The organism is Acinetobacter sp. ANC_7654, from assembly GCF_056779855.1.
Genome location: NZ_JBWYIR010000007.1, coordinates 78090 through 93175, shown reverse-complemented (window position 1 = coordinate 93175; position 15086 = coordinate 78090). Strand labels below are relative to the sequence as shown.

At 39.3% G+C, this 15086-nt stretch carries 11 protein-coding genes; 3 read left to right on the top strand and 8 right to left on the bottom strand.

Features of this window, described 5'->3' with window-relative positions:
* Positions 1-33: 33 nt before the first annotated feature.
* From AC1M86_RS09245 to AC1M86_RS09215, 7 genes are all read right to left on the bottom strand, one after another.
* The gene (locus tag AC1M86_RS09245; RefSeq protein ID WP_481588691.1) at positions 34-801 is read right to left on the bottom strand and encodes a tRNA threonylcarbamoyladenosine dehydratase; all 768 of its coding nucleotides are present in this window, start codon (positions 799-801) and stop codon (positions 34-36) included.
* 67 nt (positions 802-868) lie between these two features.
* Complete coding sequence (locus tag AC1M86_RS09240) at positions 869-1702, bottom strand: TatD family hydrolase (RefSeq protein WP_481607846.1); 834 nt, start codon at positions 1700-1702, stop codon at positions 869-871.
* A gap of 7 nt (positions 1703-1709) precedes the next feature.
* Positions 1710-2657 carry an RsiV family protein gene (locus AC1M86_RS09235; protein WP_481607809.1) on the bottom strand — a complete coding sequence of 316 codons (948 nt, stop codon included), beginning with the start codon at positions 2655-2657 and terminating at the stop codon, positions 1710-1712.
* Positions 2658-2787: 130 nt separating this feature from the next.
* Positions 2788-3612 (bottom strand): hypothetical protein, encoded by an 825-nt coding sequence (locus AC1M86_RS09230; protein ID WP_481607808.1) that lies wholly within the window; start codon positions 3610-3612, stop codon positions 2788-2790.
* An 83-nt stretch (positions 3613-3695) separates the two neighbouring features.
* A complete protein-coding gene (locus AC1M86_RS09225; RefSeq protein WP_035265298.1) occupies positions 3696-5288 on the bottom strand; it encodes a peptide chain release factor 3 in 1593 nt (530 codons plus the stop codon).
* 120 nt (positions 5289-5408) lie between these two features.
* Positions 5409-7475 carry a putative bifunctional diguanylate cyclase/phosphodiesterase gene (locus tag AC1M86_RS09220; protein WP_481587571.1) on the bottom strand — a complete coding sequence of 689 codons (2067 nt, stop codon included), beginning with the start codon at positions 7473-7475 and terminating at the stop codon, positions 5409-5411.
* Positions 7476-7689: 214 nt separating this feature from the next.
* Complete coding sequence (locus tag AC1M86_RS09215; RefSeq protein WP_481607807.1) at positions 7690-9873, bottom strand: carboxy terminal-processing peptidase; 2184 nt, start codon at positions 9871-9873, stop codon at positions 7690-7692.
* A gap of 196 nt (positions 9874-10069) precedes the next feature.
* Here AC1M86_RS09215 and nagZ point away from each other — a divergent pair, with 196 nt between their 5' ends.
* A complete protein-coding gene (gene nagZ, locus AC1M86_RS09210; protein WP_481594954.1) occupies positions 10070-11089 on the top strand; it encodes a beta-N-acetylhexosaminidase in 1020 nt (339 codons plus the stop codon).
* A 70-nt stretch (positions 11090-11159) separates the two neighbouring features.
* Complete coding sequence (locus AC1M86_RS09205; protein WP_481607806.1) at positions 11160-12005, top strand: class I SAM-dependent methyltransferase; 846 nt, start codon at positions 11160-11162, stop codon at positions 12003-12005.
* A 63-nt stretch (positions 12006-12068) separates the two neighbouring features.
* On the opposite strand, the gene AC1M86_RS09200 is transcribed toward AC1M86_RS09205, so the two are convergent.
* On the bottom strand, positions 12069-13391 hold the full coding sequence (locus AC1M86_RS09200) for an alpha/beta fold hydrolase (RefSeq protein ID WP_481607805.1): 1323 nt from the start codon (positions 13389-13391) through the stop codon (positions 12069-12071).
* 287 nt (positions 13392-13678) lie between these two features.
* On the opposite strand from AC1M86_RS09200, the gene AC1M86_RS09195 reads away from it, so the two are divergent.
* Positions 13679-14944, top strand: coding sequence for a glutamate-5-semialdehyde dehydrogenase (locus AC1M86_RS09195; RefSeq protein ID WP_481607804.1), 1266 nt, complete (start codon positions 13679-13681; stop codon positions 14942-14944).
* The last annotated feature ends 142 nt before the right edge of the window (positions 14945-15086 follow it).

The following is a 15086-nucleotide window of genomic DNA, read 5'->3' as shown; positions in this document are numbered from 1 at the left end:
GATAGAGACCTTTTTTGATAATCACTTTTAGGCTTATTTTGCTTGAATCGAGTCTAATCGTTTTAACACTTCAGCCACAGCTACCATTGCAAAACTTGATGTCACCACCACGGCTGAACCATAGCCCCCACATCTTAACCCGGCACTTGCACAAACATCAGCATTCGAAAAAGGATTATCCACCGAATAAATACAGGTGATACCAAACTTCTCTTTCGGCTTTTTACAGATACCTTTTGAGCGCAACTGACTTCTTAATTTTGCCAGCATCGGGTCGTATTCTGTTTTTGACAAATCTGCGACCCGAATTTTGAGTGGATCTAATTTACCACCAGCACCGCCAGATACAATCAAAGGGACTTTATTGAAACGACAATGTAGCATCAATGCGAGTTTTGCTTTGACATCATCAATGCAATCCAACACAACATCTGGATTTGAACTCAAAATCTCTGTTACATTTTCAGGCGTTAGATAATCATCAATTAAATTGATTTTTATACGTGGATTGATTTGGCGACAACGCTCTGCCATCACTTCAATTTTTTCATGACCTAATGTTGATGTCATCGCAGGTAACTGACGATTAATATTTGATGCTGCAACAGAATCCATATCCACTAATGTGAGCTCGCCCAAACCTGTTCTAGCCAAAGCTTCGACAGCCCAAGAGCCAACACCGCCAATACCGATCACCATGACATGACTGTTTTCATAATGCTGAAAATTTTCTTCGCCATAAATTTTGGCTACACCGGTAAAACGGCGTTCATATTCATCATCATGAACTAAGTCAGTCATATTGCTCTAACACTATTTGGAAAAGGCGTATTTTAGCAAAACTTCAGAGGAATAGAGAGTTTTGAACTCACGACAATTTCAGTTCATTTTTTAAGTTGAGTGCAGACACACTATTCTCCCAAACACGTTGCGCAATGTCTTCGACTCTCGTATTTAGACTATGTGCCAAACCATCTAAAACATAAATTAAATTCTGTGGGGTATTACGGGTACGGTGTTCAGTTGAAGCTTGACAACATAATGGCGTCATATCAGGACAGTCTGTTTCAATGACCAGATGTTCAATGCCAACATACTGAACTATTTGGTGTAATTTTTTAGCATTGGGATTGGTAATCTGTCCCGTGACCCCTAACTTAAATCCAAGTTGAATAAATGCCTTTGCTTCTTCTACCCCTCCACTAAATGCGTGGGCGATACCTCCCTGAACAAATTGCTTTGCTTTTAACAGTCTTAATACTTCAGCATGAGATTTACGAATATGTAACAGCACAGGAAGCTTAAATTGTTGAGCCAAATCGAGTTGTTGCGCAAAAAAATCCTGTTGCTTAGCGAAAACTTCCGACTGCTTATGTTGCTTGAGAAAAGTATCTAAACCAATTTCACCAACGGCGATGCATTGTTGTACTTCAAGAATTTTTTTTAAATCGTCTAGATGATGAGGCTGATGTTGTTCGATATAAAAAGGATGTAGACCAGGAGCGAGATAACTCCTCGGTGCCTGATCTAAACCATTTAACCAATGGTGTGTTTCAATCAGTGTATGAAAGCGTTGGTGTTGAAACCCGATCAATACAAGGGCATCCACTCCCTTCTGTTTAGCTTGATACGCAAGTTGCTCACGATCGAAGTCAAAAACTTCTACATCAAAGTGCGTATGCGTATCAAACAAACGTGGCATGGGCATGTTATTTTGCTTCACCTGCAGCTTGAGGTACAGCAACTTGAACCGCAGGATGAACAGCTTCCAGCATTTCAGGTTTAATCACACCCTCTAGCTTTTCATAAGGAATCGTGAGTCTTGGCAAACCCACCACATAAGGACCAATTTCATATTCACCGTATTGAAGAATTAAACCCTTTTTACCCAAATAATAGTTATCAGTGAGTTTAAATTTCCAAGCCTCTTCATACTCTTCAACGTTATCTGCTAACTGCGAATCTATGACCCATTTTTTAAATTCTTCATGGGCCAATTGATTTAATTTATTCTTTTGGTCTTTCACTAAAATTTGATCCAGTGACACTTGTTTCTGCTGTTTCAAATCAAAATTAAAGTAAGTTTGTGAAGAAGAACCATGTGCACCTCCTAAATAGTTACTCGTATTCAATACGACGGTTGCAAGTGGTCCTTGTGAATTTAAAATTTTAGGACTAATACTCAAACTAATTTGATGTCCAACCCCCAAGTGCTTTAACTCTTTATCTAAACCCACAAAGTTATCAATATAGGGCTGAATCTGCTCTGCAAGTAACTGCGCTGCAGTTTTATATTCAACAACTTCACTTGCGGCTTGAGTATCTTTGTCTTTAGACAGCGTCTGCTCAGGTTCGAACAACTCTAGCGTTTCTTGTAAATTTTTGATAATCGCTTGATCAATTAAGCCATCTAACACAAATTGATTCGTTCTCAATCGATCAATTGAAATTTCTGGACAATTGTTACCATCACATTCTACCAACCGAACAGGCACTTTTTCAGTTTCACCCTGAAGCACGAGTATCTGAACTTCCGATGCTGCTTGAGTTTGAGTGTCAGGTAACTCTTTAGGCCCGTCCCCTTTTGGCTGACATGCGCTCAGCGTAATTGCGGCAGTAAGTACAGATACAGTCCAAACTATTTTATTTTTTAACATCTCACAACCTTGAGGAGAAACGGTCATTTATCATTGATTTAAGCCTAACCCGATGAAATTGATAGCTCAAGCTTCGTTTGTATGGGTTTAACTGCAATTGTATATGCTACATTACAATATTTGTAATATTTCAAAACATCTTTTGGAAGATCTGCGGCACAACCACTTGCTTGGTTTGAGCATGATTCAAATAGATATCCAATTGCTCACCACCTTTGACAATTTCGTTCGCGCGAATATGAACACCAATCCCTTCACCATCAAAGAACCATTCCTGATTTTGCCAGCTGAGATTCACTGGAGCGATACTTCTCACTTCACTGCTCTGGGCCTTTAACCATTTTTGATAGGACAACTGAAGTATTCTTTCAAAATCATTTATTTGGTTCTTTTGAATCACATCCTGCAACTGTAAAACTTTTTTCTGCTTTCGATCCAATACCATAAAGTAACCACGATCTTTAACGATCACTTCAGCTTGTTTTGTGTTTACGATGAATTGGATCAACACATATTGATTTCGTTGGGTGGCGACTTGCGTCAGTATATCCAACTCATAAGGCTGATTCAGTGAAAACTCCTTCATCCATGATTCAGATCGACTTATATAGGTTTCGATGGATTGATCCAAACTCAATTTTTCTTTTTCATTGATTTGATCTTGAATCACAAAAGCCAAATGGTTGTTAAGTTGTTGATTGACCCACTGATCTGCTGTTTTTAGACTTAAAATTTCAATTTTTTCGCAGACCGATTTTGTACAATTTTCGCTCTTTATCTCAAATTGAAACGCGTCATCATTTAAGTATGGTAACACATCAGCGTTTTTAACTTGGGCAGACTGCCCTGACTTTTGTGTCGTAGACTCTGGTTGTTTTTCACAAGATGCCACCCCAATGACTAAGGTAGCAAGAAGAATACGCAATCGTTTTTTTTGTAAATTTAGAGTAATCACAAGAATCAACCAAAATTAAAGCATTGGTTATTCTGATACAAAAACAGCTTCACGAGGAAGCTGTTTTACATTTTCAAGCAAAATTAATGTTCACGTGTATTACGGAAAACAATATCAGGATAACGCTCTTGCATTAATTGTAAATTGACACGGCTAGGTGCTAAGTACGTTAAATGCCCACCACCATCAACTGAAAGTTGGTCATGTGCTTTTTTCTTAAATTCATTAAATTTTTTCTCATCTGGACATGAAACCCAACGAACTGTATTAATGCTCACAGGCTCGTAAATACAATCCACTTTGTATTCTTCTTTTAAACGATAAGCTACAACTTCAAATTGAAGAACACCCACAGCACCGACAATAAGATCATTACTGTTTTGTGGCATAAATACCTGAGTTGCACCTTCCTCTGAAAGCTCTTTTAAACCTTTTTGGAGTTGCTTTGATTTCAAAGGATCTTTTAAACGAACACGGCGGAACATTTCAGGAGCGAAGTGAGGAATACCTGTGAATTGCAAGTTTTCACCCGAAGTGAAAGTATCGCCGATTTGAATCGTACCATGGTTGTGTAAACCAATAATGTCGCCTGGCCATGCCTCTTCTAAATGCTGACGATCACCCGCCAAGAACGTTAATGCATCTGAAATACGCACATCTTTCCCAATACGCACATGCTTCATTTTCAAGCCTTTTTCATATTTGCCTGAACAGATACGCATGAAAGCAATACGATCGCGGTGTTTAGGGTCCATATTGGCTTGAATTTTAAAGACAAAACCAGAGAAACCCTCTTCAGTCGCTTCAACTTTACGGTCTTGGGTAGGATGTGCTTTTGGTGGTGGTGCATATTCACTAAATGCATTCAAGACATGGTCTACACCAAAGTTACCCAACGCTGTACCAAACAATACTGGAGTTTGACGCCCTGCTAAGAATTCTTCACGATCAAGCGGTTCATTTGCCATTTGAACTAATTCTAGTGACTCTTCAAATGCAGCCCAAGCTAATTCACCGACTTTTTCACGAAGGTCAGCATGGTCATAACCGTCACGAATTTCAATATCTGTAATGGTTGAACCAAAACCTGCTTTATAGACATAGAATTTTTCTTCGATCAGATTAAAAACACCCGCGAAGTCACGGCCTGTACCTAAAGGCCAAGTTAAAGGTACGCATTTAATTTTCAGGACATTTTCGATTTCGTCGAGGAGCTCAAGCGGCTCACGGATTTCACGGTCCATTTTGTTGACGAATGAAATAATTGGTGTGTCACGCATACGACACACGTCCATTAACTTAATAGTACGATCTTCGACACCTTTCGCACCATCAATCACCATCAACGCTGAGTCTACGGCTGTAAGGGTACGATATGTATCTTCAGAGAAATCTTCATGCCCCGGTGTATCGAGCAGGTTGATCATTTTGTCTTTATAAGGGAACTGCATCACAGAGGTCGTGATCGAGATACCACGCTCTTTTTCCATTTCCATCCAATCTGATGTCGCAGCACGGTCAGATTTACGGCTTTTTACCATACCTGCAACTTGGATCGCTTGCCCCCACAACAATAACTTTTCCGTCATTGTGGTTTTACCCGCATCGGGGTGGGAAATAATGGCAAATGTACGTCGCTGAGCAACTTGCTCCGCTAACTCTTGCTTAAAGCTCATGAATAACACCTACTGCAGACATGCAGTTTAGAAGATCAAAAAAGATCAAAATAAAAATTGGCGATATTGTAGCAGATCAATACCGAATGTGAATGTGATGAATCAGAAACTGACCAGAAGTTAATAGTTCTTAAATGTGCTTTCTAAACGATCCACAGGTAATGGCATACCCAATAAATAGCCTTGTAATTGCTGACAACCTAAACGTTTTAAGATATCGGCTTGTTTTTGAGTTTCAACGCCTTCAGCTGTCACCACCAAACCTAAACGTTTAGCCAATACAATAATACTTTCTAAGATAATTTCATCTTTAGTATTGGGTGAAAGATTTCGAATAAATTCACGGTCAATTTTAAGCTCATCTACCGGGAGATTCTTTAAATATAAGAAGCTAGAATGACCAGTTCCAAAATCATCAATCGCAAGCCCAATCCCCAAATTACGTAGGCTCTCAAAAGTACGAATACTGACATCGATATGATGCATTGCTGTCGATTCAGTAATCTCAATAATTAAATGGGCTGGATCGATCTGGTATTGCATGATTAAACATCTTAATGTATCTACCAGCGCTTTATGTTCAAATTGTACAGCTGATAAATTTACAGCGATCGGACAGAAAGGCAATTTCTTTTTTTGCCAAGCTTGAATCTGTATACACGCTTGTTCAAGAGCCCAGTAGCCCATTTTAATAATAAGACCTGTTTGCTCCGCACCCTCAATAAACATATTTGGTGCTAGAAGTCCTAGACTTGGATGCTTCCAACGAATTAAAGCTTCAACGCCACAAATTTTAAAATCTGCTGTGAATTTCGGCTGATAAAATAAAATGAATTGTTGTTCTTCAACAGCACGATACAAATCATTAATAAGTTTTGATTGGCTACGTGCGATTTCTTGTTGATCTAATGAATAGTTAAACACACTGTAAGTATTGCGACCTTGCTCTTTGGACATCAGCATTGCAGCATCAGCATTCACCAACAAATCATGTAAATCAGCACCATGATCTGGATAATAGACCACACCTAAACTTGCTGAGATATTGATTTCCTTCCCAGAAATCACAAAGCCTTCTTGGATTTTACTCAATACTAGATTGGCAACTTGATCAATTTGGTCTGTAGAAAAGTCTTCAACAACCAATAAAAACTCATCACCACCAATACGAATTAATTTTTGGTTTTTTTCGAGTAATGCATGAAGTCGATGTGCTAAATTCACTAAAAGCTGATCACCAATATGATGTCCAAAAGCATCATTTACTGCCTTGAAACGATCCAAATCAATATAAATGAATGCAACTTTATGATCTTTAGATTGGTGAAGTGAAAATAATGAAGTGGTGTAATCAAGCAAAAAAAGTCGATTTGGAAGTTTGGTCAAATTATCTTGAAGGGCAAGGCTTTCCAATTCCTTATTCATTTTGATTAGTTGTTGATTTCTCTCTTCAAGTCGTAATTCTAAAATAGCGACAAAAAAACTGACCACTAAAACCAAGCAGGTGACAAATATAATGACAAAAAGTAATAAACCTTGACCTTCATGGAGTTGATTCAATGCTGCATATTTGGCATCCACGGGTTGGAAAGTCGCAGCCGCCATACCAATATAATGCATTCCCACAATACTAAAAGCGATCATGAATGCCACAGCAAGCTTGAAAGCCAATTTATTGTGATAGGTACGCTTATATTTAAACATCAGCCAGAATGACAATCCTGAACCACATACAGCAATCAGTACAGAAAAAATCACCAAAATGGTGTCATAACGAATAATGTAGTTGGGAACGATCAATCCCGCCATTCCAGTATAGTGCATACCTGAAATACCGAAACCCATCAGAAGTGCACCCAAAACTAATCTAGCTAAAGGAAGTGTAGATCTAGTCGTGAGCCATATGGCAAAAATTGAAGCGAGAGCTGCGATCACATAAGAGAATAGCGTTAAACCTATATCGAAACTATGATCTTCGGGTAAATGACAAGCCAGCATTCCAACAAAATGCATGACCCAAATCGCAAGACCAAATATCATGCCACTTACACCGAGCAGCACTTTTTGACCAACTGGGTTTTTGTGGGTACTAATGAGTTGTTCAAATGAAATAGCAATAAAGCAGACGATCACTGCCGCCACAGCAGAACCCGCCACCATTGCATAATCGTAACTCATATGAATCATATAGAGACTTATCCGTACCTGAACCTGTTTTTATTTTATTTAAACCCCAAAAGTACAGCAAATAAATGTAAGAAGGTTCAACTTTTTAATGAGCATTTGTCGCCTACAACAATATCACCATCTCATTGAACGTCAAGTTGTTTTTCGGCGATATCCATAAAAAATGGCGTATCGAAATACGCCATTTTTAAGTAAAACTTAACAATAAATATTTTTATTTTTGCAAGGCAATGTAATCGAGCAAGATATGAGCTGATTCAGTGACAAATGCTTCTTCTTCAGGTAAAGGTGGGCGTTGATTAGTTTTCATCTTAGCACGCGATTCAGCCAAAGCTTCCATCGATGCCTGATAACTTTCCCAATTTGGATAAGCAGTTTTACCCATTGCTATACGGCGTTTGTTTTCTCCTGCCAACGTTTCTTTTTCCAAAGCGATGAGTTCAGCTTTACGTTGATCGATATCCAACACGATTTGTTTATTCTCTTTAGCTTTCTGCGAAATCGCTTTACGCGCTTCTAAATACTTAAATTGAATATCATTCGCAACACGCTGTTTTGAATGAGCAGCTAATTTTGGTACAAAGGCTTGCACTTCTCCCTCACGTTTGAAAGGAGCTGTAGGGATGGTATCCCACTCTAAAGCATTCTTAGCTTTACGCTCCCCAAACTCTTCATCGTAGATATCAACCAATTGAATATCAGGCACAACCCCTTTATTTTGTGTGCTTCCACCAGTAACACGGTAAAACTTTCGTTGCGTCAATGTCGCTTGACCATACGCTAAGCTGTCCAATTGAACTTGAGCTGTACCCTTACCTGTCGTAGTACTTCCAATCACAATCCCACGACCATAATCCTGCACAGCAGCTGAATAGATTTCACTTGCTGATGCAGAAGCCAGATTCACCATGACAGCCAATGGACCTGCGTAGGTTTGAGCGCCTCCATCACGATCTTCGAAGACACTGACGTTACCATTCCCATCCCGAATTTGAACCACTGGACCAGATTTAATCACTTGCCCAATCATTTTTGCCACTTCTTCGAGTGAACCGCCAGGGTTATTACGAAGATCGACGATAATGCCATCGACATTTTGCGCAGCTAAACTTTTCAATGCATTATTGGTATCTTCAGATACTGAACGATAGCTTTCACCAGCACGACGGGCACGGTAGTTGTAATAGAACGATGGAATTTCGACTACCCCAACTTTATGTTTCTTGCCATCTCGTACAATTTCTACTGTTCTTGAACGTACACCTGCATCCTCTTCTTGAATCACATCACGTACGATAGTTACGGTACGTGCCTGACTCATAGATGCTCCAGGTCCGAGCAATTTAATGGTGACTTTAGTCCCACGCTTACCTCGGATCAATCCAACGATTTCAGAACTGGTCCATCCAATGACGTCGACCATTTTGTCACCGTCTTGCGCGACACCAATAATACGATCACCAGACTTAACCTGTCCTGTCTTAAACGCAGGACCACCATCTACGATCGTCTCGATACGCGTATAGTCTTCATTCCCGCGTTCTGGGCGGATCGACACACCAATCCCCTCAAGCTGCAATGTGGTCTGACGATTTAACTCAATTGCATCGATTGGTGGGAAATAATTACTGTGCGGGTCATAAGTCGCTAACATAGCATTGAGCGTTTTTTCTAAAACGTCATCGCTTTTTGTACGCTTCATACGTTCTAATTGACGCATATAGCGCTTGGTCAAAGTCTGAACTGGCGTTAAATCTTCAGCTGAAGTGAGATCTTGCCCTGCTGCTAAAGAAGGATCATCTTTCAGCGCTTTTTGCTTAGCCAAATCTTCTTCTTTAGCAATCGTTAAATTGATTAACTGAGACACCAGCATTTTGCGCCATTGATTTTCTTGCTCAGCTTTATTTTTGAAAAATGGAGCCTTTTCACGATCAGACTCGATAAACACATTAGGTTGATTTAGGTTTTGCGGTTTTTTTAACTCCGCCAACATAAACTCATAGAATGACTTTAAACGATCACGATATTGAGCGTGAATGGCATAAGGTCCTTCAAGGTTACCCGCTTTGAGCGCCGCTCCAAAAGTTGGTCCGTATTTTTTCTTATAGTTTGCCACTTCATCTGCCAAGAAAAGGCTATGGTCAGGATCAAGACTATCAATATACATATCAAAAATACGTTGTGAGGTCGTAGCATCTAAACGCATATTTAAATAGTGCTGACGATCCACCAAAGTTGCTAATTGTCTTGAAACTAAAGCTTGTTCTTGTGTGGGCTTTATATTCTGAACCTGTTGAACCGCTGGTTCATTCGCTGCGATCGCAACATTAATTGTATGACCAAAAAATAAACCACCAGTGGCAATGGCTACCGCGCAAGCGATTGTTTGAAGTTTCATAACGAATTTGTCTTTCCTTGGATAAACCAAATTTACACTATTGTTTTCAGATAGAAATATTAATATTCAAAACCTTAAACAACTTTTTTATTTCTGCCGTATAGTTTTATCATAATCTGTACGGAGAAAATGTAGCAAATCATTGCAAAATTCGGGTATTGTTTTCTCTTTTAAAATTAGAATCACGGATTCCACTATGATTGGCGCATTGATGCTTGATATTGAGGGCACAACACTTAATCAAGAAGATATTCAACTCCTTCAATCTCCACAAGTCGGTGGAGTCATTTTGTTTGGAAGAAATATTGAATCACCTCAACAAGTTCGAGCCTTAACGGATCATATGCGCCAAGTTCGCCCCGATATTTTAATTGCAGTCGATCAAGAAGGTGGACGCGTACAACGTTTAAAACAAGGCTTCACTCTCCTTCCTGCTATGGGACGTTTCGGTGAGCTCTATCTAAGACAGCCAGAACGCGCAATTGAATTGGCTGAACAATGCGGTTGGCTCATGGCTACCGAAGTTCTTGCAGTCGGGATCGATTTCAGCTTTGCACCTGTATTAGACCTTAACGACATTAGCGATGTTATTGGTGATCGTGCTTTTGCTAAAAATATCTCAGATATCATCCCTTTAGCCCAAGCCTTTATGCAAGGTATGAAACGCGCAGGTATGGCAACCACAGGGAAACACTTCCCTGGCCATGGCTCGGTTAAAGCAGATTCACATATTGCTGCAGCTGTGGATACACGAAGTTATGCTGAAATTGAAGCTCAAGATATGCAAAGCTTTATTCAACTCCAACCTCAACTTGACGCACTCATGCCAGCACATGTGATTTATGAAAAAGTAGATCCAAATCCTGCTGGTTTTTCTCAGTATTGGGTTCAAAAAGTACTTCGTGAAACACTTGAGTTCGATGGTGTCTTGTTTTCTGATGACTTAAGTATGCAAGCAGCTTGTGTTGCAGGTGGTGCAGATGCTCGCATCAAAGCCGCGCTTGAAGCTGGCTGTGATATGGGCTTAGTCTGCAATAATCGGGAATCTGCATGTGTCGCGCTTAGTGCCATAGAGAATTATCCATTGCCGAACCAAGAACGCTTAGAGCGTATGCGCGGTAAGATTCAAGAGATTCGCATTGGTGAACAACTTGACTTAGGCAACGAATGGAAATCTGTCAAAAAGGTCATTGAAGATTTTAGACAATCATTTTAATAATAAAGGGAGCATCTAAATGCTCCCTTTATCTTGACCAATCCAATAATAATCATAGCTAAGGATGTGTATGTCTCAATCAAAACAATCAAAGCACCGTCATATTTCGTTTACTGCTCACTACACTGGCTATATTTGGTACCAAATGGGTATCTCTCACGAAGCATTTGCGACTTCGAAAGGTAAAGCGTTGGCGCAATTCGCTCACCCTTTTGAAAGTATGGCTGAGAAGTTTATCGGTGGAAGTATGCGTTCAACTCTGAAGACACGACATACATTATTAGACGACCATTTAAAATTATTAATCAAACAATATCCAAACCTGCAAATTTTAGAAATTGCAGCGGGACTTTCACCTCGTGGTTGGTGGTTTAGATCTCATTATCCCGAAATAGATTATCGCGAATTAGATTTACCAGACATGGCTGCCACAAAACAATCCGCTTTGAATAAAATCGATCCCGAAAGCCCTAAAGTTTTATCAGCAGACTTATTCACGGATGATTTCAAAACAGCTTTTGACGAATTCGACCCAACACGACCGCTAGTAATTATCAGTGAAGGATTAATCAATTATTTTAATCAAGATTTACTCAAACAATTGCTGAATTCGATTGTGCGTTTTGGTCAACCATTCCAAACGCTTCATTATTTAACTGACCTTTATCCCGAGCCTGTGCCACATAAACTGGCTAACTTAATTTGGTCGAGCAGCAAATTACTCAAATACGCTTCAAGAAGTGCATTTACCTTCCACTTTAAAGACCCTTTAGAGGTACAGCACTTTTTTAAACTGTCAGGTTTTACTGAAGTTGAAGTCATTCAACCTCAACTGTATTTTGAAAAAAAGAATCAAAATATGGATACAGATCAGCATCTTGGTGATCTAGTATGGATGATTCATGCAATAAAATAATGATTCGTTTATCTAAATATTAAGAAGAGTATATTTTCTGATTCAATTGAATTCAATGACAGCCTAAACCACGCTGTCATTGTGTTTATGGGTATCTATAAATTGAAGTAAGCGATCAGCTACTTCAAAATAACCATGCTTGAATAATGCTCTTACTTCATTTCCAATAAAATCGAACATTAAACATTCGACAGCAAAATGTCCTTGCTCATCCTCAAATTCAATTGCAAAACTTCGAGCATTTGCCTGTAATACTTCAACTTGAGATGGGTCATCCAAAAAGAATGATACACCAAAGTAATTCAGGTCTTTAATTTCAACTTCAAAACGTTGTGCATTTGTTTGATGAATTAAAACAGAATGTGCATTTTTAAGGGCAAATCGAACTTCTCCTCTACGATCCAAAGATTGCATTTGGTCTTTATCTAAATAAATGATCCCATCTAGATTATGAATCGATTCGCCTTTTAAGAAACTGGTAAAAAGATTCATGGTTTCTTTTCGGCGTTGCAGTTGAGGCACATGATCCGCATTTGCAATCATTGCAAACTCAACATCAGGACATTGCAAGGCAAAATTCGCATTCTCAAATGGCAAAGTAAAACTATCGAATTGACCACATGCTACCAATGTTTTACACATCGGTATTGGAACATGGGAAAGACGCAATAAACGATTACAGTTGATTTCATATCGCTCACGCTCAGCGATATCAAACTCAGACATCTGCTTATAAAAAAGTCGTTTAGCTGTTGGAGACATACGCGTTTGATCTAATTTTGCATGATTCACCAAGTACAAAATGACAGCCTGACCAAACTCATCCATACGTTGCTCTTGCATCAATATTAATGACTCTTCAAGCAACATACGCCAGCTTTTACGCGTCTTCTGCATGACGCCCATCAGAATCAATCGATCTACCAGTTCTGAGCGATAATGAGCAAAACAGGAAGCAACCACAGAGCCTAATGACATCCCCATGACAGAGACTTTCTTAATCTCCACCAAATCCAACCATTGACCTAACATTTTTGAAAGCTCTGGTAGCTCTAGAGTACCAGCAGAAATTCCAGTATCACGATTGTGGATTTGTTGATTTGAACCTAAAGATGGTAAGTCGATTAAAATAACAGGTCCTTTCTCGAAGAGCTGTTCAACGCAATATTTATATGAATTAAAATTTTGAAATGCGCCTCCGACAATCAGCGTTGGCGTCTGGTACAGTGTTTCTGGCGATGCGATCGCCATATATTCAATTTTCCAGCCATCAATCCATGTGGTTCGTGGCGGCTCTTTAAAACTATTTTTATGGTACAGATCAAAAAAATGAGTGCTGTCTTCAGCTGAATAATCTTCAAGCTCCATTTTTATCATGGAATTCATTCCCTTATCTCCATTTGGCTTTATTGTTTTGTTTTCACAGCCGTTAATTTGATCATACTCTCAATTCGTTATGATTATGCAACATAATTAACATTCATTTCATTTTATACAGATGCATGAAATCTGCGCAATGCAAGAATTCACCTTTTATCTTTTTTAACTGCCGTTAGGTTCTAAAAATAGTTACAAGTTTTATCAACTTAGCTTTTTTCGCTGATAAACATAGATTGTTGTCATCTGCGCTGCTACTATTTGAATGAGATTTTAAAATGATCAGTTAAACTGCTATGCAAGACTCCATCGAACAGTACATGCAAGTCGTCGGTCAGAATGCGCGTGAAGCTTCACGCTTTTTGGCTGGATCTTCGACTTTTGAACGAAATAATGCTTTGACGGCAATCCATACCGCTTTGGAAGACCATCAAGCTCAAATTCTAGCTGCGAATAAACTAGACATGAGTCGTGGTCATGAAAACAATTTAGACAGCGCATTACTCGATCGTTTGGAACTTACACCCACACGCTTCAGTGGAATGTTACAAGGTCTTAAAGATGTCATCAGTTTAATTGATCCCATTGGTGAAATTACTGACCTAGCTTATCGCCCGTCTGGTATTCAGCTTGGAAAAATGCGAGTGCCTTTAGGTGTCGTAGGTATGATTTATGAATCACGTCCTAACGTCACTCTAGAAGCAGCCTCTTTAGCGATTAAGTCTGGCAATGCCATCATTCTTCGCGGTGGTTCAGAAGCATTAGAGTCAAACAAAGCCATTGCTACCGCAATTCAAAAAGGTTTAGAGCAAGCTGGAGTACCAGTCAACGCAGTGCAGGTTGTAAATACAGCTGATCGTGCTGCTGTTGGACAATTGATTACTCTCTCTGAGTATGTTGACGTTATTGTTCCACGTGGTGGCAAAGGCTTAATTGAACGTATTACACGTGAAGCAACTATTCCAGTAATCAAACATCTTGATGGTAACTGTCACGTCTTCGTTGAGGCTCAAGCAGATCTACAAAAAGCATTGCCAATTGCGTTAAATGCAAAAACTCATCGCTATGGCGTATGTAATGCCATGGAAACGCTGCTGGTTGATGAAAAAGTTGCTGATGACTTTCTGCCTCGCATTGCTGAACTTTATGCTGAAAAACAAGTTGAGCTGCGTGGTTGCTTAAAAGTAAAAGCAATTTTAGGTGAACAGATTAAAACTGCGACCGAAGAAGACTGGTATGAGGAATATCTAGGACCTATTTTAGCGGTTAAAGTGGTCAGTGGCGTTGATGAAGCAATTTTGCATATCAATAAATACGGATCGCATCACACTGATTCGATTATTACTGAAAACTTTAGCACGGCGCGAAAATTTCTTACACGCGTCGATTCAAGTTCGGTCATGGTCAATGCCTCTACTCGTTTTGCTGATGGTTTTGAGTATGGTTTAGGTGCTGAAATCGGTATTTCAACAGATAAAATTCATGCCAGAGGTCCAGTCGGTTTAGAAGGACTTACCTCACAAAAATGGATTGTCTTAGGCGATGGCCAAATCCGTCAATAAACCTAACTTAAAAAACAAAGCCCTTTGAGTAAAGGGCTTTGTTTTTTTGAGTGATTCAACTCATTATAACTAAATAAAAAACGTATAAATTAAATCAATTACAAAGCAGAAGTGGTATATAAAAAATACAATACATGCTATG

Coding starts and splice junctions, on each gene's coding strand:
- AC1M86_RS09245 (WP_481588691.1), bottom strand. CDS start 801: ATGACTGACTTAGTTCATGATGATGAATATGAACGCCGTTTTACCGGT.
- AC1M86_RS09225 (WP_035265298.1), bottom strand. CDS start 5,288: ATGAGCTTTAAGCAAGAGTTAGCGGAGCAAGTTGCTCAGCGACGTACA.
- AC1M86_RS09240 (WP_481607846.1), bottom strand. CDS start 1,702: ATGCCACGTTTGTTTGATACGCATACGCACTTTGATGTAGAAGTTTTT.
- AC1M86_RS09205 (WP_481607806.1), top strand. CDS start 11,160: ATGTCTCAATCAAAACAATCAAAGCACCGTCATATTTCGTTTACTGCT.
- AC1M86_RS09215 (WP_481607807.1), bottom strand. CDS start 9,873: ATGAAACTTCAAACAATCGCTTGCGCGGTAGCCATTGCCACTGGTGGT.
- AC1M86_RS09195 (WP_481607804.1), top strand. CDS start 13,679: ATGCAAGACTCCATCGAACAGTACATGCAAGTCGTCGGTCAGAATGCG.
- nagZ (WP_481594954.1), top strand. CDS start 10,070: ATGATTGGCGCATTGATGCTTGATATTGAGGGCACAACACTTAATCAA.
- AC1M86_RS09220 (WP_481587571.1), bottom strand. CDS start 7,475: ATGATTCATATGAGTTACGATTATGCAATGGTGGCGGGTTCTGCTGTG.
- AC1M86_RS09200 (WP_481607805.1), bottom strand. CDS start 13,391: ATGAATTCCATGATAAAAATGGAGCTTGAAGATTATTCAGCTGAAGAC.
- AC1M86_RS09235 (WP_481607809.1), bottom strand. CDS start 2,657: ATGTTAAAAAATAAAATAGTTTGGACTGTATCTGTACTTACTGCCGCA.